Raw genomic sequence first — 19,048 nt, 5'->3', positions numbered from 1 at the left:
TGCTGGGGAGAATCCGGGGAGTGCGAGACCGACTGTTTTCACCCCGGACGGTGACCTCGATGACCGTTCGGGGGCCGCAGGTCAGCGGCTATTTTCAGCACTCGATGATGTTCACCGCGAGCCCGCCGCGCGACGTCTCCTTGTACTTCGTCTTCATATCCGCACCGGTTTCCTTCATCGTCTTGATCGCCTTGTCGAGCGAGACGTGGTGCCGGCCGTCACCACGAAGTGCCATCCGCGCCGCGGTGATCGCCTTCACCGCACCCATGCCGTTGCGCTCGATGCACGGGATCTGCACAAGACCGCCCACCGGGTCGCAGGTCAGACCGAGGTTGTGCTCGATGCCGATCTCAGCGGCGTTCTCCACCTGCTCGGGTGTGCCGCCCAGGACCTCGGCGAGGCCGCCGGCCGCCATCGCGCAGGCTGAGCCGACCTCCCCCTGACAGCCGACCTCGGCGCCGGAGATGGAGGCGTTCTCCTTGAACAGCATGCCGACCGCGCCCGCGGCGAGCATGAAGCGCACGATGCAGTCGTCGGTGGCGTTCGGGACCGTCGCGACGTAGTGGTGCATGACCGCCGGGATGATCCCGGCCGCACCGTTGGTCGGGGCGGTGACCACCCGCCCGCCGGCGGCGTTCTCCTCGTTGACCGCCATGGCCCACAGGGTCGCCCACTCCATCGCGTGCGCGTCGCGGTCACCCTCGGCCCGCAGTGCGCGGGCGGTGAGGGCGGCGCGGCGGCGCACCTTGAGACCGCCGGGGAGAATTCCCTCGGTGCGCAGCCCCTTGGCCACGCAGTCCTTCATGACCTGCCAGATTTCGAGCAGTCCGGTACGGATTTCATCTTCCGTACGCCATGCTTTTTCGTTCTCAAGCATGAGCGCGGAGACCGACAGGCCTGTCTCCCGGGTGAGGCGCAGGAGTTCGTCACCTGAGCGGAAGGGGTACTTCAGCACGGTGTCGTCGAGCTTGACCCGGTCGGCGCCGACCGCGTCCTCGTCCACGACAAAACCGCCGCCGACCGAGTAGTAGGTCTTCTCCAGGAGCGGGACGCCGTCGGCGTCGTACGCCGCGATGGTCATCCCGTTGGCGTGGTACGGCAGCGACCGGCGGCGGTGCAGGACGACCTGCTTGGCCTCGTCGAAGTCGATTTCGTACTTGTCGCCCTCTTCGGCGCCGAACACCCGCAGGCGCTTGCTGGACCTGATGCGTTCCAGGTCGTCCTCGACCGCGGAGGGGTCGACGTCGCGCGGGGAGTAGCCCTCCAGGCCGAGCAGTACCGCCTTGGGGGTCCCGTGCCCGTGCCCGGTGGCGCCGAGGGAGCCGAAGAGTTCGCAGCGTACGGCGGTGGTCTGGCCGAGGAGACCCTGCGAGCGCAGCTTCAGGACGAACAGTCGGGCCGCCCGCATGGGGCCGACCGTATGTGAACTCGAAGGGCCGATTCCGATCGAGAACATGTCGAAGACGCTTATCGCCACGGGTTGGGCCTTTCGCAGGGACGGACTGGTGGGTCGCACCGTTACACGCGGACACGGCGAAGTCCGCGGATGGCGTCCTTGCCGTGAGAAGTCCGCTTCCAGGGTAAGCGGACACGCGTGCGAAGGTTGCGGGGCTACCAGCTGTTCGCGTATCCGCCCGCTGTGTCTTCGTCCCCGTCGTCCTGGGCTTCGTGGTCCAACGCCTCCCGGACGACCCGCAGGGCGAGGCCCTCGCTGTAGCCCTTGCGCGCGAGCATCCCGGCGATCCGGCGCAGCCGGACCTGGCGGTCGAGGTTGCGGGTGGCCGGGAGCCGGCGGGCCACCAGGGCCCTGGCGGTCTCCATCTCCTGGTCGGGGTCGAGCTGCCGCACGGCCTCGTTGACCAGCTCCTGGTCGACGCCGCGGTGCCGGAGCTCCTGGGCCAGGGCCCGGCGGGCCAGGCCGCGGCCGCGGTGGCGGCTGTCGACCCAGGCCGCCGCGAACGCCGCGTCGTCGATCAGCCCGACCGCGGCGTAGCGCCCGAGGACGTGTTCGGCGGCCTCGTCGGGGACGCCGCGCTTCTTCAGCGCCTCGGCGAGTTGCGCGCGGGTCTTGGCCTGCCCGGTGAGCAGGCGCAGGCAGATGTCCCGGGCCGCCGCTTCGGGGTCGGCCCCGGGGTCGATCTGGGTGACGCCGAAGCGTTTCCCACGCTTCGTCTTCTTCTCTTTGTTCTCCTGGGACGACCAGGACAGGCCGGACTTCTTCTTCCGGCCGCCGGGCCCGCGGCGGTCAGCCGGTGGCCCGTCCGGGTTCTGCGGCGGGCTGTCCTGCGTCGCCCTGGCTGCGGCGAGGCGCTCTTCGTAGCCGCGCTGCGTGGTTTCGCGCTGAGCGGTTTCGCGCTGCGTGGTTTCGCGCTGAGCGGTCTCGCGCTGCGTGGTTTCGCGCTGCGTGGTTTCGCGCTGAGCGGTTTCACCCTGTGTGGTCTCGCCCCGGGTGGTCTCCCCCCGTGGACGCTCCCCGGCCCAGGTGTCCGTCCAGCCCGCGGTGTCCCGGGCCGCCGGAGTGAAATCAAGCGTTGGCACGGGTGACTCCGCGGCGGAGTCCGGCACCGCGGGCGCGGTGTCGCTCCGGCTCCTGCGGGCAGCACGACGACCGGCACGCGGGAACTCCGCGTGCCGGTCGTCGTCTGCCGCCGGGTTCAGCTCAGCTCTCCTTGACGCCCACCGCCGCCTTCGGCGGGGTGGCCGGGGCGGGGACGGACGCTGCCTCCGGCGGAGTGACCGGGGTCGCCGCCGCGGCCGCGGCTGCTGCTGCCGCCTTCGCCGGAGCCGCCTTGGCCGAGGCCGCCTTCGCCGGAGCTGCCGCCGGAGCCGGGGTCACCGGCTCGGCCGGGGCGTCGACGCGCGGGCCCACGCCCAGCTTCTCCTTGATCTTCTTCTCGATCTCGTCGGACAGGGCCGGATTGTCGAGCAGGAACCTGCGCGAGTTCTCCTTGCCCTGGCCCAACTGGTCACCCTCGTAGGTGTACCAGGCGCCGGACTTGCGGACGAAGCCGTGCTCGACGCCCATGTCGAGCAGGCCGCCCTCGCGGGAGATGCCGTGGCCGTAGAGGATGTCGAACTCGGCCTGCTTGAACGGCGCGGCCAGCTTGTTCTTGACGACCTTGACGCGGGTGCGGTTGCCGATCGCCTCGGTACCGTCCTTCATCGTCTCGATACGGCGGATGTCGAGCCGGACCGACGCGTAGAACTTCAGCGCCCGGCCACCGGTGGTGGTCTCCGGCGAACCGAACATCACGCCGATCTTCTCGCGCAGCTGGTTGATGAAGACCGCGGTGGTGTTGGTCTGGTTGAGCGCGCCGGCGATCTTCCGCAGGGCCTGGCTCATGAGCCGGGCCTGCAGGCCGACGTGCGAGTCGCCCATCTCGCCCTCGATCTCGGCGCGCGGCACGAGGGCCGCCACCGAGTCGATGACGATGATGTCGACCGCGCCGGAGCGGATCAGCATGTCGACGATCTCCAGGGCCTGCTCACCGGTGTCCGGCTGCGAGATCAGGAGGGCGTCGGTGTCCACGCCGAGCTTCTTGGCGTAGTCGGGGTCGAGCGCGTGCTCGGCGTCGACGATCGCCGCGACGCCGCCCATGCGCTGGGCGCTGGCGATGGCGTGCAGGGCGAGGGTCGTCTTACCGCTGGACTCGGGGCCGTAGATCTCGACGACCCGGCCGCGCGGCAGGCCGCCGATGCCGAGTGCCACGTCGAGGGCGGTCGAACCGGTGGGGATCACGTCGATCGGTGCGCGGGCGGTGTCACCCAGACGCATCACGGAACCCTTACCGAACTGCCGTTCAATCTGGGCGAGAGCGGCTTCGAGAGCCTTCTCGCGGTCGTTTCCAGCCATGGGTGCCGTCCTGGGGGACTGAGTTGAACGCTTCATCACCCCGACGTTAACCCGTCGCACCGACAACGCGGTCGGATCGGTCGCGTTTCGCTCAAACGCGGGGTTTCCGGGCGTTCCGGTCGCGGCGGACGTAGTACAGCCCGATATTGCCGCTCACCGCCGCGAGCAGGACAAACGGCAGTCCGATCAGCCAGTTGCCTTCGACGGCGGCGACCACCATCGCGGCGACCGCCAGGACGCAGACGGCCAGGGCGAGGGGAGCGAGGCGAGGCATGGGTGCGGGACTCCTGGGGCGGGACGTACGGCGGGACCCGCCCATTCTCCCCCCGGACCCGCGGTCGGCCGCACGGGACGGTGCGGCAGAGTCGCGGGACGCGGCGGTCCAGACCGGTGCGCAGCGGCGGCCGACCGGCCGGATCCGATCGCCCGGTCGCCAACAAGTTGAATTCCGAACCAACTTTGCGCTATCTTGTTCATCGTTCAACCAAAGACGTCCGTCACGCCCCGCAGGAGACCTGTCATGTCCCGCATCCTCGCCATTTCCGGTTCGCTGCGCGCCGAGTCCTTCAACACCGCGGTGCTGCACGCCCTGAGCCCGCTGGCGCCCGCGGGCATGAGCATCGAGGTCTACAAGGGCATCGACGAGCTGCCCCACTTCAACCAGGACCTCGAGGCCAACCCGCCGGCCTCGGTCGTGCGTTTCCGTGAGGCCATCGCCGCCGCCGACGGTCTGATCATCGCGACCCCGGAGTACAACCACAGCCTCCCGGGCTCGCTCAAGAACGCCCTCGACTGGGCGTCGCGTCCGTACGGCCAGGGTTCGCTGCAGGGCAAGGCCGTCGTGACGATCTCCGCCTCCCCCGGCGGCCAGGGCGGCCTGCGCGCGCTGATCCAGCTCAAGGCGCTCCTCCACGACCTGGCCAACTTCGTCGTCGGCGGCCCGGAGATCTGCATCCCCGAGGTCCACACCCGCCTGGGTGTCGACGCCGACGTACAGCACGTCCTCACCGACGCCGGCACCGCCGGAATGCTGAAGCACGTCCTCATCGGTCTCCAGGAGGCCATCGACGCCGGTGCCGGCGCGCTGGTCACGAAGCCCCTCACCGACTGGGCCGCTTCGCTGCGCGCCTGATTTTCTGACGGGCGTTCCGCGCCCGGCACAAAAAGCTTTGAACGTACGGAAGCCCCCGCACTTGATGTGCGGGGGCTTCCGTACGTTCTGAAAACTTTTTCACTCACACGTCGGTGATGCGGATTCCGGCGTGCGCCTTGTAGCGGCGGTTGACCGAGATGAGGTTGCAGGTCAGCGCCTCGACCTGGTGGGCGTTGCGCAGGCGCCCGCCGAACAGACCGCGCATTCCGGCGATCCGCTGGGCCAGCGCCTGGACCTGGTCGGTGGCCGCGCGACTGTCGCCGAGCACGATCACGTCGGTGTCGATGGACTCGACGTTCGGGTCCAGGAGCAGGACCGCCGACAGGTGGTGGAACGCGGCGGTGACCGTCGAGTCGGTGAGGATGGCGGCGGCCTGCTGGGCGGCGCTGCCCTCCTCGACGGGGAGGGCGTACGCACCCTGCTTGTCGAAGCCCATCGGGTTGACGCAGTCGACGACGAGCTTTCCGGCGAGCTCCGCCTTCAGAGCCGTCAGCAGGTCACGGTGACCCTCGTACGGGACCGCGACGATGACGATGTCGCTCTCCCGGGCGCAGGTGGCGTTGTCCGCACCGCGTACGCCGTCGCCGAGTTCGGCGGCGGCGGCTTCGGCGCGCTCGGCGCTGCGGGAGCCGATGACGACACTCTGTCCGGCCTCGGCCAAGCGGTAGGCCAGGCCGCGGCCCTGCTCACCGGTGCCGCCGAGGACACCGACGACCAGTCCGGACACGTCGGGGAGCTCGTGCGGGTCGCGCTGGGGGGTGGGGGGGTTGGTCATACTCCTGATCCTGCCAGGGGTCGGCCGCACAGACCCGCTCGGAAGGCTCGATGAAATCGACGTCACAACCACGGGCACGGGCCGGTGACCTGCGCGGCGGGCGGATCCTCCGGGTCGGTGACTCCCTGTCAGATCCGGTGCGCCGATTGCCGGTTCCACGACGGACCGACATATACCGCCTCGCCGCATTTCAGCAATATGTGACAACTTGACCAATATGTGCTTCTTTATGAGTGAAATCGTTCGGCAAAAGAGCCGGACCCACGGGATTACCGGAGGCATCTGTGCCGGCGAAGTTCGTTCTCAACCAGGCCCGTAACGGGAAGTTCAGCTTCGCGCTGCACTCGGCCGGCGGCAACGTATTGGCGAAGTCGGAGACGTACGAGACCAAGCGCGAAGCGCAGAACGCCCTGCGCGCGGTCCAGCGCAGCGCTTCCGCCGCCGTACTCGACGATTTGACGGTCACCGCGCCCGCCGCGAAGAAGGCGGCCGTCAAGAAGACCGCGGTGAAGTCCCCGGCTAAGACCGCCGCGAAGACTCCGGCTAAGGCCGGTAAGTCGGAGAAGGCAGGGAAGGCAGGGAAGGCCGGTAAGCCGGATAAGAAGTCCGCCACGAAGAAGACTCCGGCAAAGTCCGCCGCGCCCGCTAAGGCCGCGCCCGCTAAGGCCGTGTCCGCCAAGGCCGCGGCTAAGAAGGCAACAGCGAAGACCGCGGTCAAGGAACAGGTCAAGGCGCAGGTCAAGGCCGCACCCAAGGTGACCGCGAAGGCCGCCGCCAAGACCACGGCGAAGGCCGCAGCACCCAAGAAGGCCGTCAAGAAGGCTGCGGTCAAGAAGGCACCCGCGAAGAAGGCGTGACTAAAAACGCCCTCTAACGCCTGGTCGTTTCCTCCCGGAAAGCAATGATTCGTGCACTTCCCGCACGGGTTTTGGACACACACCGGTCACCCGCACGCCTCTTCAGCGGCATAACGTGGCCGCCATCCGCCCGAACAAGCACGTACGGCGGAAGAAGAAGGCGGTCAGCACGTGAGTGGGATTCCGGGGGGCTCAGCTGTTTCACTCGCTGTGAACATGCCCTACGGCGAAGGCTGGAAGCAGTTCGGCGAGCTGATGCTCGCACTGCTGCTGTCCAGCCTGATCGGTACGGAGCGCGAGCATCGGCAGAAGAGTGCGGGACTCCGTACCCACGCCCTGGTGGGCGTGGGTACGGCGCTTTTCGTCGAAGTCTCGAAATTCGGCTTCGCCGATGTGATGCCGCCGGGGTCGCCGGGTGCCGACCCGTCGCGGATCGCGGCGCAGATCGTGTCCGGCATCGGCTTCATCGGCGGCGGGTTGATCTTCGTGCGCCGGGACGCGGTGCGTGGGCTGACCACCGCCGCGGTCGTCTGGCTCACCTGCGCCGTGGGCATGGCCTGCGGCGCGGGGCTGCCGCTCCTGGCGGTCGGCGTCACGCTGATGCACTTCATGGTCGTGTACGGCTACACGCCGATCCTGCGGAAACTCAGCGGCCCGCAGTCCCGGGAGATCGAGATAAGGCTGACCTACCTGCGGTCGTACGGGGTGCTGCCCACCACCCTGGTGTCCGCGATGTCCGCCGGTTTCCAGGTGATCGGTGTCTCGGTACACCACCGCGACCACGACGGCGTGGTGGACGACGAGGCGGGACGGGTGCCGTTCCCCCGGGGGTCCGGAGACGGCCCCCCGGACGAATACAGCGTCCCCGCGGACGAGTTGCCCGCGCGGGTCACCTCCGTCGTCCTCAAACTGGAGGGCCCGCGCGACCCGCACCACCTGGTCGCCGAACTGTCGGAGCTCAAAGGTGTCCTGGCTGTCGGCGGCGGCCGGGTCAACGAACCGGACGAGTAGGACGGACCGACGAGTAGGACCGGCCACGGTGGACCGGACGGCCGGAACGCGTCAGCCCACCCGTACTCAGTCCTTTTCCTGGTCCTCCCACTCCTCGTTGCGCTCCTGGGCCGTCTGCAGGGCCCGCTCGGCCTCCGCCTGTGTCGCGTAGGGGCCGAGCCGGTCCGCGGCGCGGGTGAGTCTGCCGTACTCGACCTCACGCTTGGTGACGTTGTAGTACCAGCCCTCTTCGCCGTCCTTGGGGCGTCGCCACAGCTTCATCGTCCGTACTCCGTTCTTCGTCCGGGTGCTGTCCGGTGAATGCCCGGTCACCCTCGTTACACTCACCCGTATGGCGATTCTCGTACCAGGCAGGCCCACCCCCATCCGTTCGGTCCCGGCGCACATCACCCGGCCGGAGTACGTCGGGAAGGCCGCCCCGACCCCGTACGAGGGTCCGAACACGCAGGACGCGGAGACCATCGAGAAGATGCGCACCGCCGGCCGGATCGCCGCCGGGGCGATGGAGGCCGCGGCCGCGCACATCGCGCCGGGAGTGACCACCGACGAGTTGGACCGCGTCGCGCACGAGTTCATCCTCGACCACGACGCTTACCCGTCCTGCCTGGGCTACCGCGGCTTCCCCAAGACCGTGTGCACCTCGGTCAACGAGGTCATCTGCCACGGCATCCCGGACACGACGGTGCTGAACGACGGTGACATCGTCAACATCGACGTGACCGCGTACATCGGCGGCGTGCACGGCGACACGGATGCGACCTACCCCGTGGGCAACGTGGACGAGGAGTCCAGGCTGCTTGTCGAGCGCACCCGTGAGGCCATGATGCGCGGCATCAAGGCGGTGCGCCCAGGACGCCAGATCAACATCATCGGCCGGGTCATCGAGTCGTACGCGAAGCGGTTCGGCTACGGCGTGGTCCGGGACTTCACCGGGCACGGCATCGGTCAGGCGTTCCACTCCGGCCTGATCGTGCCGCACTACGACGACCCCCGGGCCACCACTGTCATGGAGGCCGGGATGACCTTCACCATCGAGCCGATGCTGACCCTGGGCACCCACGAGTACGACATGTGGGACGACCAGTGGACGGTCGTCACCAAGGACCGCAAGCGGACCGCCCAGTTCGAGCACACCCTCGTGGTGACCGAGACGGGCTCGGAGATCCTCACACTCGTCTAGCCGGCCGGCTACATCCCCATCAGCCAGTTGCTGTCGGCCGCCCCGGCCCCGACCGTGTCACAGGCGTCCGTCAGGACGTCCAGGACCCGCAACGGGTCGGGCAACGGCAGGTGGGGGCCGCGCAGCCAGGTCACCCGCCCGCCCGAAGGGTGCGCGGACGGGGGAATGAGCACAAAGCTGCCCCGGGAGTGCCAGCGCAGACCCGGGTGGTCGTCCAGGGTCTCCGGGTGGCAGTCGAGCTCACAGGGCCACCACTCGTCCTCGTCCTGCGGCGTGCCGCGGGTCACGGTGAAGAACAGGTAGCGGTCGGGCCCGTTGAGGGCGACCGGACCAGGGTCCACACCTGCCTCGTCGAGGACTCGCAGCGCGATCTCACCGGCCACCGCGGGTGCGTCGAGCACGTCGTGCGCGGTGCCCGTCGGGGCGATGAAGTTGGCGTCGGGGTAACGCTCCAGCCAGCGCGCCACCTGCATCGGGTCGGCACTCGCCTGGGTCTGCCAGGCGAAGGACATCGGATGCCGGCCCGGGGACGGACAGCCGACCCGGTCGCAGGAACAGCCGTAGCCCAGCGGATAGGCGGCGGGTGCCACCGGCCACCCCCGGGCGGTGAACTCCATCAACTCGGCCGCCCGCCGATCACGACCGGCGGCTTCGTCCTCACGCGGGCGTCGGCGCAGCCAACCGGCCATCCTGCCTTTTCGCTCCATCGAGCCCCTTCTTCCACCACTCAGCGTCGCAGCGTCGCCATGCGCCTTGGCCGTCGGAATCACACATGGTGGTGTGTGATCGTACGCATCCGCCCCGCACGCGCACCGGGTTTTCACCCACAGAGCCATCGCGGGCGGCTGGAAATTCCGCACTCGGGTTATTCCCCGCCCGCAACGCACCCTGCACAACGCGGCAGCGGGCCTTAGGCAATCCCCATTGTCCCGCCTGTTTCGCCGTCGGTTCGCCGCAGATCCACGGACTGATCGGATCTGACGGTATGTAAGCGGAGTGAACACGTTCCGGTGTGGGATCCGACCGTTCGGCGTGTTCAGGGGTTGGGCCACGTCAGCGGTTCGGCCGAGTCAAGGGTCCGGCCGAGCCAGCGGTTCGGCCGGGGGTGGCCGGGAGGAGGGGCGGGGAGGGTCGAGGGGCGGTCGACTCAGCGGTCCGACCGGGGATTCGGCCCGGCCTGGCAGGTGAGGCGACGGTGGCCCGGTGGCGGCGGTCAGCGCCCGCCGGAAACGCGGACCGCCCCGCCCCCGGTTGTTCCGGGAGGCGGGGCGGTCACAGCTTCGGCACCGGCCGGGGAAAGAACCCGTGCCGGATTATCAGCCGGCGTTGCTGCAAGAGTTGCCGAAGGCCGGGTTCAGCGCAGCGGCACCGTTGATCGTGTTGCCGCAGAAGTTGACCGGCACGTGAATGGGAACCTGAAGCAGGTTGCCGGATCCGACGCCCGGGCTGCCGATCGCGGCACCCTCGGAGCCGGCGCTGGCGTTGGCAACGCCGGCGCCCGCGACGATGAGGCCACCGGCCAGCGCGGCGAGAGCAGCACCCTTGGTCATGTTCTTCATTACTTCTACCTCCGCATTAGGCTGCCGAGCAGGTTCGGCAGACTGTTCAACGACAGCATGCAGCGGGAGAAACGTCGCCGTTGTCCTGATTCACCCGTTCATCCGATCCTCAGCGAAAAGACATAGGCCGTACTGGTGAGTCCTATTACTTCCGTTGGAAGGTATTAATGAATATTGCGGCCGATCAGACTCAGGGCACACGCAAACACCTCCTGTCCGACGGGGAGTTGGAACTCCCCTTCGCTTACGTGGAAGCGGACCCGTACGCCGGACCGAACTACACATGGCAGCCTGCCGTGACGTCGTTCTACGAACTGAACGCAGCACAGGACCCGTCTGCAACCGGCCCCACGGCTGCGGCGTGACAACGCTTCGTCCCGGTTCGTGACAGGGATGCGGCTCCGGATCAGGGTCGGGAACGCGGGCGGCCACCGCCTCTTGTGATCACGGTGATTCTGATGTCCCGTCACCCCTAGACAAGACAGTGCCGGCTACCGCATCAGCGAGGATGGAGCCGCAGGAGATCGACATCGTACGGAAGCGGTTGACGATGCCTTCCGTCATGTAGGGGCCGACGGACACGGCCGTCGCGATGCCCCCCGAGGTCGCGGACGTCAGGATGACGCCGGGCGCCACGTAGTTGATGGAGTCGCCGTGGCCAGCCGGCCGGCGTCATCGCCAGGTCGGGCGTACGTCGCATACCGCCGGAGTAGGTGGCGACGTTCTTGCGGGCCGCCTCGGTCAGCTCGAACCGCTCCAGGAGCTCGGCGGTGCGACGGCGACCCCCGCTTCGGGCTGCCCGTCCCACCAGCCCGGGCAGGGGGTCAGGCCCGGCGGATCACGATGTCGCCGACGCTCGTGCGGCCCCGGACCTCAACCGTCTCCTCGGACTGCCTCGGGCCCTCCGTCGTCCCCAGCTCATTGCGCACGCGCCCCACCGTGGACCGTACGTCGAGCCAGGCCGCCGTGCCCTCGGCGATACCGACCTCCAGACCCCCCGCGGCGGAGTCCAGGGTGATCCGCCCGCGCACCACCTCGTCGAGGCGGATGGAGCCGCTCGCCGTCTTGGCGGTGACCGAGGACTCCGCGCGTACGACGCCGATGGGGCCGTTGGAGGATTTCACGTGCAGTTCGCCGCTGATCTCGCCGATCGCGGTCTCGCCATTGAGGTTCTTGATGGTCGCCTCTCCGTCGATCCGGCCGACCCGCACCCGGCCCGAGCCGTGGATCTCGGCCCCGCCCGTCGTACGGTCCACCAGGATGTCTCCGCACGAGGTCTTCAGCCGTACGGTCGCGGCCTCTTCCAGTCGGATGTTCCCGGCGGCGGTCGTCAGGCGGCAGTTCCCGAGCCGGCCCTCACCGATGAAGTCGCCGAGGCCCGTGCTGCCGGTCAACTCCGAGCCCGCGGGCAGCTCGACGGTCACATCGACCGCACCGAACTTGCCGAAGAGCGAGCGCTTCTTGGGGCCCTTGACGAGCAGCTTGCCGTCCGCGCAGGTGACCACGGTTTCCTCGGCGGCCTGCACGTCCTGCTTGTTGCCGGGGTCGCTCGGCGTCACCTCGACCACGGTGTCGGTGCGCTTGCCGGCGATGATCCGGGCCCGGCCGATCTCGACCTCGACGGTGACGGAGAGGGGTTCAGGGGTGTCGAAAGTAGGCATGTCTGTGCCGTCCTTCTGCTGCTTGAAGGTAAGTGCTCGGGTGAAACGGCTTGGTACGACAGTGCTGTGAGGTGCCGCCAGGTACGGCTAGCGGACCCAGCCGGTGAAGCCGTGTCCGGCCGCCGGGCCCAGGCCCGTCGAGCCCTTCCGGCTACGGTTCGCCGTGGGTTCCAGGGCGGTGGCGACGACCCGGATCAGCCAGGCGTTGACCGACAGGCCCTCGCGGCTCGCGGCCTCCTCGACCCGGACCTTGAGCTGGGCCGGCGGCCGGAAGTTGATGCGCGAGGTAGCGCCCTCCTCGGCCTCCACGGGGACTGCCACCGGCGGCGGTGGAGTGTCGGCGTCCTCGAAGGTGTCGGCGGTGGGCGGCGCGGTCACCACGAACTCGGGGTTCAGTCCGCGCAGCCGCAGGTCGACCGAGCCAGGCGCCAGGTCGCGGGTGACCTCGTCCATCGCGTCGGACAGGACGTTGAGCAGCGTCAGGCGGGCGGCCGACTCAAGCGGGCCGGTGAGCCGGTCGGCCAGGGCGCGGGCTTCGTCGCCGCCCGCCTCGGCGGCCACGCCGAGCTCATGGCGGAGATTGTCAACGTACGGGGTGAGGTCCATAGCGCAATACTGACACCATGATGGCGCCACATCAAATTCAATGGCGCCACGATGCGCCAAATTCTCGCCACAATGGCGCCATCGGCCTCGTGATTGGCCAGTGCGACTCCAGGCGCGGGGCGATTTCGCCAACGGGATGCGGCCCGTGACGACACCCACCGGGCAGCGGTTTTGTGAAGTTCAGCCCCTGAACCAGGGCACCTGGACACCTGGGCACCTGGGCACCTGGGCACTGGGCACTGGGCACTGGGACGATCAGCCCAGAGAAAGCAGTGCCAGGTGGGCACCAAGAAGGCCGTGCGCTACACCGAGGAGTTCCGGCGTGACGCGACTCACGCCGACCCGTTCGTCGGAGCGCTCACCGGCCGAAATCGCCCGGGAGCTGGGCGCCAGCCCCGAAAGCCTGCGGATCTGACTCAAGCAGGGCGACGCCGACCGGGGCCAGGGGGTTCCCGGAGTGCTGACCTCCGCGGAGCGTGACGAGCTCAAACGCTTGCGGAAACAGACCGTCGAGCGGCGGAAAACGATCGAAATCTTGAAAAATGTGACGATCTTCTTCGTCGAAGAGATGGATCGGTGACCGTTGTGTACCGGTTCTTCCTGGCGGAGGAGGCCATATTCGGCGTCGCCCGCGCAAGCGCATCGACTGGGGCTGTCTCACCCCGTACCGAACCCGTCTTCGGTGCGGCCAGGACCACGCCCGCACGGCGTAACCGAAAAGTGTCCAGGTTCGGCGGTGAACCTCACGACTCGTTTCCCTCTAGGATCCACGCGTGCTTGCCTACTGGGTTGCTGTCTTTTTCTTTCTCCTCTTCTGCGTCGGCGTCCTGCGGGACCGCCGCCGCTTCGGCAACGCCATCAGCCTCGGCATAGCGGCCGTCTTCGCGACGGCCGGACTGATCGTGCAACTCGGGGACGTGTCCAACCGACTGCGTGACGCAGCCGCCCTGGCGGTGGTGCTGCTGCTCGCGGCGGCGACGCTGACCGCCGCGTGCTTCCTCATCGTCAACGGCTGCCGGACCGTCCGCAAGGAGGGCCTGCGGCCGGCGAACCTGCTGTCACTGCTGGCCGGACTGGGGATCCTCGCGCTGGTGGCGTTCCTGGCCTACTCGTGGTTCTCCGGCTCCCGGGTGCTGCTGGTCATCGCCGGGACGACGGCGCTGGCCGCCGGATACGTGTTCTTCCTGTTCGTCTGCTTCCTGGGCTACGCGTTCTTGTACGGACGGATGTTCCTGCGGCGCCGGGTGGACTTCGTGGTGGTCCTGGGCTCCGGCCTGATCGGCGGTGACCGGGTGCCGCCGCTGCTGGCCAGCCGGCTGGACCGGGCGGAGAAGGTGTACGCGAAACAGGAGCGCAAGGGCCGGGGGCCCGTGATCGTCACCTCGGGCGGGCAGGGTGCGGACGAGAAGCTGCCCGAGGCGCACGCGATGGCGGACTACCTCATCGGGCGGGGCATCCCGGAGGACCGGATCCGCCGCGAGGACCAGTCGATGACCACCGAGGACAACCTGCGCTTCAGTGCGAAGATCATGGAGGCGGAGAAGCCGGGGTACCGCTGCCTGGTGGTCACCAACAACTTCCACGTCTTCCGCGCCGCGGTGACCGCCCGCCGCACGGGTGTCAACGGCCATGTCGTCGGCGCGCCGACGGCGACCTACTTCTGGCCCGGCGCGATGATCCGCGAGTTCATCGCCCTGGTGGTCGACTACCGGCGCACGAACTTCGCGGTGTGCCTGATGCTGCTTTTCGTCGGGGTGGCCGTCGGCTGGGACCCGCTGCACTACACCTGAGGCTGGAGTTCCCGGTGTGCCGGCGTCAGCCGCGGCACCGTTCCGCCGTGCTGATTCCCTGCGCGACTGTGCCGGGAAGGAAAAAGGGCCCCGGACGCTGTCCGGGGCCCTCGTCGTCCTACTTGTCGAACGTCGCGGTGTCGATGACGAACCGGTAGCGGACGTCACTCGCCTGCATCCGCTCGTACGCCTCGTTGATCTGCTCGACGCCGATCGTCTCGATCTCCGCGCCGAGTCCGTGCTCCGCGCAGAAGTCGAGCATCTCCTGCGTCTCCGCGATGCCGCCGATCATCGAACCGGCCAGTACCTTCCCGCCGCCGATCAGCGAGAACATGTTCACCGCGGCCGGCTCGGCCGGAGCGCCCACGTTGGCCAGCACACCACGGGTCTTCAGCAGCCCGAGGTATGAGTCGAGCGGCAGGTTCGCCGACACGGTGTTGAGGATCAGGTCGAACGTCCCGGCGAGCTTGGTGAAGGTCTCCGGGTCGGAGGTCGCGTGGAAGTGGTCCGCGCCCAGGCGCAGGCCGTCCTCCTGCTTGCGCAGCGACTGGCTGAGCACGGTGACCTCGGCGCCCAGTGCGTGGGCGATCTTCACGCCCATGTGCCCCAGCCCGCCGAGACCGACGACTGCGACCTTCTTGCCGGGGCCCGCGCCCCAGCGCTTCAGCGGCGAATAGGTCGTGATGCCCGCACACAGCAGCGGCGCGGCCACGTCCAGTCCGACCCCTTCCGGGATCTTCAGGGCGTAGTTCTCGTCGACGACGATGTGCGTCGAATAGCCGCCGTACGTCGGTGTGCCGTCCGGCGCGGACGGATACGTGGCGGTCATGCCCTTCTCGCAGAACTGTTCATCACCGGCGAGGCAGGTCGCACACTCCCGGCAGGAGTCGACAAAACAGCCGACGCCGACCCGGTCGCCGAGTACGTGCCGGGACACGTCCGCGCCGACCTCGGTGACGATCCCAGCTATCTCGTGGCCCGGAACCATCGGGAACAGTGCCTGCCCCCAGTCCTCATGCACTTGGTGCAGGTCGGAGTGACAGATACCGGAGTACTTGATCTCGATAAGGATGTCGTTCGCCGCCACCGCGCGGCGGGGGACGGTGGTGCGCTCCAGTGGAGCTTTCGGTGCTGGTGCTGCATACGCTGCGACGTTGAAGGTCATGGTTTCCTTCAGCAACCGTTTAGCCCGGACTATTCCCGCTTCCCCTTCAGCAGACCCCGCTCCATCGCGAGCACCACAGCGTGTGCCCGGACAGTCCCTGCTTGGCCTGACACCCGGGTACGGGCCGCCGCAGAACCAGTGGAATTCGAGCAGCTCGCCGCAGCCATCACGGACGCGGCACAGCATTGACCGGCTCGTGCCGTGACCGGGAAGGTTCACCGGGTTACGGTTCGCGTCGGTAGGACCTTCGCGGGGGCAGCCATGACGTCGACGTGCGCTCCTGGGTCCGGGCCGACCGAGCCGAGCTGGACGCCCCGTTGCCGGCGGCCGTGCTCACCTGGTTGTCCACACGACGGCCCCTCGGAACACTCAGCTGCCGGCCTCACTGACAGCACATTCGTCCCGGCGAGGTGACCCGCGTCGACCTCGGTGGGACGCCTTTCTCTCGAACGCCAGCGCGCACCCCAACCCGGTGGTGGCTCCCGGCCGGAGCATTCAGCAGAGCGTGAGTCCGCCGATCCGGGGACTGACCTCAACCGGATTGCCGCCAACACTGGTGCCCCAGGGACAAGCCAGCTGCTCCACCGTCCCTGGCGCTCGTCAAAACCGCTGCTCAGAGGCCCCGATGCGGCCCCATCCCAGGGACTTTCCAGGGACTTTCTACTCTGTCCGAGGGGCTTTCCAGGGACTTTTCGCCACCTAAAGCAGCAATCTCCCGAAAGACCTGAAAGGGCCTCCGACGCAGGTCAGAGGCCCTTTCAGGGGTAAAACACCAGGTGACGGCGGACGAGTCGGCCTGTACGCCGGGTTCAGGCCAGTCAGGGGATGATCATGCTCTGACCTGGTAGTTTAACGTGACTTTCGGGGCTGGAGCGGCTTCGGGGACTTCTCGGGGACTTTCAGGCCGAACCAGTGAACCAGGCTTCGATCGCGGCTAGTCCTCGGGCACCGGCCTGGGGCATGAAGTGAGTGTAGGTGCGCAAGGTGAAGGCCGGGTCGGAATGCCCGAGCCAGTGCGCCAGAGAGACGACGGACTCGCCGGCTTCGAGCATCACCGAGGCGTAGGTGTGCCGGAGAATGTGGAAGCCGTGCTCGCGGCTCGGCTCCCAGACCCGGGAGGTCCGCCTCCCCGGGCCCCCCTTCGGGGCCAGCTGCTCGATCACCCCGGCGTCGGCGAGCGCCGGCTTCCATGCCTGGGTGTTCCAGGTTGTTCGGTTGATCGCACCGAGCCGGGTGGTGGTGAGCAGCAGTGGCACCGTGATGTTGCGACGTTTCTCGCGCGGGAGGTCGGGCTCCTCCGGGTCGAGCCAGGGAAGGGTGACGAGAACCGGCTTGAAGCGGTCCTGGTGGGCGAGCAGCCGCTCGGAAAGCGCGGCGGTCAGGGGGACGTCGCGCTCCTTGCCGCCCTTCGGCGGTCCGAAGTAGAGCTGCGAGCGGTGCCGGAGAATCTGCCGCTCGACGTGGATGGAGTCACCACGGATGTCGTCCAGGCTGAAGGCGAATGCTTCGCCCTGGCGCAGGCCACAGCCCATCCCGAGGTCGAGGGCGACCCGGTAGCGCTCAGGGAGCCCCTGACGGACGGCATCGACGCGCGGCAGCTCCCAGGGACGGGCCTTGCGCTCTGGCCGCTTCGGCGGCCTGATGCTGCTGTTGCCCTTGCAGGGATTCCGGAAGAGGCGCTTGTCCTCGACCGCCGCCTGCATGATCGCCTTGAGGTAGATCCAGGCGACGTACGCCGTCCCGGGGCCGACCTCGCGCTGCACGTCGGCAGACCATCGGCGCAGCTCAGCAGTGCCGATGTCGCGGAGCGGGAAGTAGCCAAGGTGCGGGAGCAACTGGCCCCAGATGCGGTACTGCATGCTCTCCAGCGTCTGAGCGGGGTGCACTTGGCCGGGCCACCAGTGTTGCTCGACGTAGTCCTGGAAGGTGATCTCGCCGTCGCGGACGTCTACGAACTCGCCGCGCCGCGTGTCGGTCTGGGCCTCGGCAAGCCATGCCTTCGCGTCGGCGACGGTATCGAAGGAGCGGGCCTGGACTCCGGGGATGCCCTTCACCCGGTAGCGGGTTCGCTTCCCCCAGAGCTCGGTGCGGTCGCGCTTTCCCGTCGCCTTGTTCGGCCGCTTCTTCAGCCATCGGTCTTCTATGTATCCCGCCATCGGCGGTCTCCTTGCTTTGATGCAGGCATGCGCCAGGGTGCTGCAGCACGTAATGCTCAGCACACAGACGACCTTCGTCGGCAAGAAATTCCGCTTACCGCAGGCAATTTCGGCTCGACCTCTGAACGGCGCGCTGCCAGCGCCTGATCGTAAACATTCAGCGGGTTCACGTCGTGTGACGGTTCCGGGCATGGGGTGACGGCCGGTGACCGGTGGTCAGCGGCTGGTCGGGGTGCGGGACGGTCAGGCGGGGGCGCGGGCCGCGGGTGGGAGCCAGGTGAAGCCGGTGAACGCGCCGCGTAGGACGGTCAGTGGGTTGACCAGGTGCTTGATCGCGGTGGAGAGCACGCCGCGGATGAGGTAACGCTCGCTGGTGCGGGTGTTGTTGGTCAGGCGCCCGGAGATCTTGTCCTGGATCTTCGACGGGCGTAGGTCACGTTCGGCCTGGTTGGAGGTCGGCGGAATTCGCAGATCAGTGGTGAAGCGTAGGAAGTCGGCTTCCCGCTCACGGAAGGCTTCGAGCAGGAGCCGGACCTTGCGGGCGCCGGGCCGGACGTCGGGTCCGGTGGTGCGGCCCAGGCCGATGGCCACGGCGGACCGCAGGCCCTCCAGGGCCGGCCCGGTGACCCGTTCCGGCAGGACTTTCTCCCCACGTTCGCGGGCCAGGTTGGCCGCGTGGATCAGCCCGCGCAGTTCGCCGGCGAGCTGGGTCGGCCAGACCTCTTCGGGGTGGAGTTCGGCGGCCATGGCCAGGTCGCGCAGGACGTGGGCCAGGCACAACTGATGCTTCAACTCGCCCAGTTGAGCACTGTCGTAGGAGTGGTACCGGTCGTGGACGACCACGGCATCGGGCTCAAGGTCCCGCAGCACGGTCTGCCGGAAGGTGACCATCGAGCGGTCCCCGAGCAGGAAATGCGTGTAGAGGTCGGTGCAGGCCACGTGGAGGTAGCCCTTGGCCTCCTTCTTCGGTGTTCGCCCCGGGCTGCCGTCTCCGGAGGGTGGCATGGAGGAGTTTGAGCTGTTGCGGGACACCAGGTGCCGCAGCTTGTCCAACTCGGTGGCCTGCTGCTCGAACTTCTCCATCAACACGGCGAGTTGCCCGGCCATGGCCGCGATCTGCGCGTCCTGACGCTCGATCACGGCGGTCTGCTCACGGGCGAGTGTGATCAGCTCGCTCCGCGACAATGACTCCAGATCCGGCACCCGACGATCCAACCACACGCCGCAGCAGGACCTCACACGCCGTCACGGAAACGCGTCCTGCATCACGCTCCGATTACCC

At 68.2% G+C, this 19,048-nt stretch carries 19 protein-coding genes and 1 pseudogene; 6 read left to right on the top strand and 14 right to left on the bottom strand.

All coding sequences use genetic code 11. From position 1 onward, the window contains the following. Window positions 1–94: 94 nt before the first annotated feature. The 4 genes from AC0Z36_RS07195 to AC0Z36_RS07180 form a co-directional block, all read right to left on the bottom strand. Complete coding sequence (locus tag AC0Z36_RS07195) at window positions 95–1,477, bottom strand: L-serine ammonia-lyase (RefSeq protein WP_485461867.1); 1,383 nt, start codon at window positions 1,475–1,477, stop codon at window positions 95–97. Window positions 1,478–1,611: 134 nt separating this feature from the next. Continuing rightward, window positions 1,612–2,538, bottom strand: a complete 927-nt coding sequence (locus AC0Z36_RS07190; protein ID WP_485461866.1) for a regulatory protein RecX — start codon at window positions 2,536–2,538, stop codon at window positions 1,612–1,614. A gap of 121 nt (window positions 2,539–2,659) precedes the next feature. Beyond that, a complete protein-coding gene (recA, locus tag AC0Z36_RS07185; RefSeq protein ID WP_485461865.1) occupies window positions 2,660–3,853 on the bottom strand; it encodes a recombinase RecA in 1,194 nt (397 codons plus the stop codon). Window positions 3,854–3,944: 91 nt separating this feature from the next. Beyond that, window positions 3,945–4,127, bottom strand: a complete 183-nt coding sequence (locus AC0Z36_RS07180) for a hypothetical protein (protein WP_485461864.1) — start codon at window positions 4,125–4,127, stop codon at window positions 3,945–3,947. Window positions 4,128–4,373: 246 nt separating this feature from the next. On the opposite strand from AC0Z36_RS07180, the gene AC0Z36_RS07175 reads away from it, so the two are divergent. Next, entirely contained in the window at window positions 4,374–4,985 is a 612-nt protein-coding gene (locus tag AC0Z36_RS07175; protein ID WP_485461863.1) for an NADPH-dependent FMN reductase, read from the top strand. Between the two features lie 103 nt (window positions 4,986–5,088). Here AC0Z36_RS07175 and npdG read toward each other — a convergent pair whose 3' ends face one another. Continuing rightward, window positions 5,089–5,781: an NADPH-dependent F420 reductase gene (gene npdG, locus AC0Z36_RS07170; protein ID WP_485461862.1), complete on the bottom strand. Its 693-nt coding sequence runs from the start codon at window positions 5,779–5,781 to the stop codon at window positions 5,089–5,091. A gap of 284 nt (window positions 5,782–6,065) precedes the next feature. Here npdG and AC0Z36_RS07165 point away from each other — a divergent pair, with 284 nt between their 5' ends. Both AC0Z36_RS07165 and AC0Z36_RS07160 read left to right on the top strand, forming a co-directional pair. Next, window positions 6,066–6,638: a YegP family protein gene (locus tag AC0Z36_RS07165; protein WP_485461861.1), complete on the top strand. Its 573-nt coding sequence runs from the start codon at window positions 6,066–6,068 to the stop codon at window positions 6,636–6,638. A 216-nt stretch (window positions 6,639–6,854) separates the two neighbouring features. Then, complete coding sequence (locus AC0Z36_RS07160) at window positions 6,855–7,649, top strand: MgtC/SapB family protein (protein ID WP_485461860.1); 795 nt, start codon at window positions 6,855–6,857, stop codon at window positions 7,647–7,649. A gap of 66 nt (window positions 7,650–7,715) precedes the next feature. On the opposite strand, the gene AC0Z36_RS07155 is transcribed toward AC0Z36_RS07160, so the two are convergent. Then, window positions 7,716–7,961 carry a hypothetical protein gene (locus tag AC0Z36_RS07155; protein WP_485461859.1) on the bottom strand — a complete coding sequence of 82 codons (246 nt, stop codon included), beginning with the start codon at window positions 7,959–7,961 and terminating at the stop codon, window positions 7,716–7,718. A 19-nt stretch (window positions 7,962–7,980) separates the two neighbouring features. Here AC0Z36_RS07155 and map point away from each other — a divergent pair, with 19 nt between their 5' ends. Further along, window positions 7,981–8,829: a type I methionyl aminopeptidase gene (gene map, locus AC0Z36_RS07150; RefSeq protein ID WP_485461858.1), complete on the top strand. Its 849-nt coding sequence runs from the start codon at window positions 7,981–7,983 to the stop codon at window positions 8,827–8,829. Window positions 8,830–8,837: 8 nt separating this feature from the next. Here map and AC0Z36_RS07145 read toward each other — a convergent pair whose 3' ends face one another. The 5 genes and pseudogenes from AC0Z36_RS07145 to AC0Z36_RS07125 form a co-directional block, all read right to left on the bottom strand. Further along, window positions 8,838–9,536 (bottom strand): bifunctional DNA primase/polymerase, encoded by a 699-nt coding sequence (locus AC0Z36_RS07145; RefSeq protein WP_485461857.1) that lies wholly within the window; start codon window positions 9,534–9,536, stop codon window positions 8,838–8,840. Window positions 9,537–10,145: 609 nt separating this feature from the next. Then, complete coding sequence (locus tag AC0Z36_RS07140) at window positions 10,146–10,388, bottom strand: chaplin (RefSeq protein ID WP_485461856.1); 243 nt, start codon at window positions 10,386–10,388, stop codon at window positions 10,146–10,148. A gap of 652 nt (window positions 10,389–11,040) precedes the next feature. Beyond that, window positions 11,041–11,184, bottom strand: a pseudogene (locus tag AC0Z36_RS07135) (ABC transporter); the annotation flags it as partial. A 28-nt stretch (window positions 11,185–11,212) separates the two neighbouring features. Next, the gene (locus AC0Z36_RS07130) at window positions 11,213–12,049 is read right to left on the bottom strand and encodes a DUF4097 family beta strand repeat-containing protein (protein ID WP_485461855.1); all 837 of its coding nucleotides are present in this window, start codon (window positions 12,047–12,049) and stop codon (window positions 11,213–11,215) included. Window positions 12,050–12,136: 87 nt separating this feature from the next. Continuing rightward, window positions 12,137–12,655: a hypothetical protein gene (locus tag AC0Z36_RS07125; protein WP_485461854.1), complete on the bottom strand. Its 519-nt coding sequence runs from the start codon at window positions 12,653–12,655 to the stop codon at window positions 12,137–12,139. 457 nt (window positions 12,656–13,112) lie between these two features. Here AC0Z36_RS07125 and AC0Z36_RS07120 point away from each other — a divergent pair, with 457 nt between their 5' ends. Continuing rightward, window positions 13,113–13,235: a hypothetical protein gene (locus AC0Z36_RS07120; protein ID WP_485461853.1), complete on the top strand. Its 123-nt coding sequence runs from the start codon at window positions 13,113–13,115 to the stop codon at window positions 13,233–13,235. A gap of 193 nt (window positions 13,236–13,428) precedes the next feature. Further along, window positions 13,429–14,445 (top strand): YdcF family protein, encoded by a 1,017-nt coding sequence (locus AC0Z36_RS07115; RefSeq protein ID WP_485461852.1) that lies wholly within the window; start codon window positions 13,429–13,431, stop codon window positions 14,443–14,445. 118 nt (window positions 14,446–14,563) lie between these two features. Here AC0Z36_RS07115 and AC0Z36_RS07110 read toward each other — a convergent pair whose 3' ends face one another. The 3 genes from AC0Z36_RS07110 to AC0Z36_RS07100 form a co-directional block, all read right to left on the bottom strand. Continuing rightward, window positions 14,564–15,610 carry an NAD(P)-dependent alcohol dehydrogenase gene (locus AC0Z36_RS07110; protein WP_485461851.1) on the bottom strand — a complete coding sequence of 349 codons (1,047 nt, stop codon included), beginning with the start codon at window positions 15,608–15,610 and terminating at the stop codon, window positions 14,564–14,566. Between the two features lie 899 nt (window positions 15,611–16,509). Further along, window positions 16,510–17,766, bottom strand: a complete 1,257-nt coding sequence (locus AC0Z36_RS07105) for a tyrosine-type recombinase/integrase (RefSeq protein ID WP_485461850.1) — start codon at window positions 17,764–17,766, stop codon at window positions 16,510–16,512. Window positions 17,767–18,009: 243 nt separating this feature from the next. Then, window positions 18,010–18,969, bottom strand: a complete 960-nt coding sequence (locus AC0Z36_RS07100) for an IS66 family transposase (protein ID WP_485461849.1) — start codon at window positions 18,967–18,969, stop codon at window positions 18,010–18,012. Window positions 18,970–19,048: the final 79 nt, after the last annotated feature.

Source organism: Kitasatospora sp. UYEF31 (assembly GCF_057291755.1).
This window is presented reverse-complemented; position numbering and strand designations above follow the sequence as displayed.

Excerpts from the sequence above, each read along its gene's own strand:
- recA (WP_485461865.1), bottom strand. The coding sequence starts at position 3,853 with ATGGCTGGAAACGACCGCGAGAAGGCTCTCGAAGCCGCTCTCGCCCAG.
- AC0Z36_RS07180 (WP_485461864.1), bottom strand. The coding sequence starts at position 4,127 with ATGCCTCGCCTCGCTCCCCTCGCCCTGGCCGTCTGCGTCCTGGCGGTC.
- AC0Z36_RS07175 (WP_485461863.1), top strand. The coding sequence starts at position 4,374 with ATGTCCCGCATCCTCGCCATTTCCGGTTCGCTGCGCGCCGAGTCCTTC.
- npdG (WP_485461862.1), bottom strand. The coding sequence starts at position 5,781 with ATGACCAACCCCCCCACCCCCCAGCGCGACCCGCACGAGCTCCCCGAC.
- AC0Z36_RS07160 (WP_485461860.1), top strand. The coding sequence starts at position 6,855 with ATGCCCTACGGCGAAGGCTGGAAGCAGTTCGGCGAGCTGATGCTCGCA.
- map (WP_485461858.1), top strand. The coding sequence starts at position 7,981 with ATGGCGATTCTCGTACCAGGCAGGCCCACCCCCATCCGTTCGGTCCCG.
- AC0Z36_RS07145 (WP_485461857.1), bottom strand. The coding sequence starts at position 9,536 with ATGGAGCGAAAAGGCAGGATGGCCGGTTGGCTGCGCCGACGCCCGCGT.
- AC0Z36_RS07140 (WP_485461856.1), bottom strand. The coding sequence starts at position 10,388 with ATGAAGAACATGACCAAGGGTGCTGCTCTCGCCGCGCTGGCCGGTGGC.
- AC0Z36_RS07130 (WP_485461855.1), bottom strand. The coding sequence starts at position 12,049 with ATGCCTACTTTCGACACCCCTGAACCCCTCTCCGTCACCGTCGAGGTC.
- AC0Z36_RS07125 (WP_485461854.1), bottom strand. The coding sequence starts at position 12,655 with ATGGACCTCACCCCGTACGTTGACAATCTCCGCCATGAGCTCGGCGTG.
- AC0Z36_RS07110 (WP_485461851.1), bottom strand. The coding sequence starts at position 15,610 with ATGACCTTCAACGTCGCAGCGTATGCAGCACCAGCACCGAAAGCTCCA.
- AC0Z36_RS07105 (WP_485461850.1), bottom strand. The coding sequence starts at position 17,766 with ATGGCGGGATACATAGAAGACCGATGGCTGAAGAAGCGGCCGAACAAG.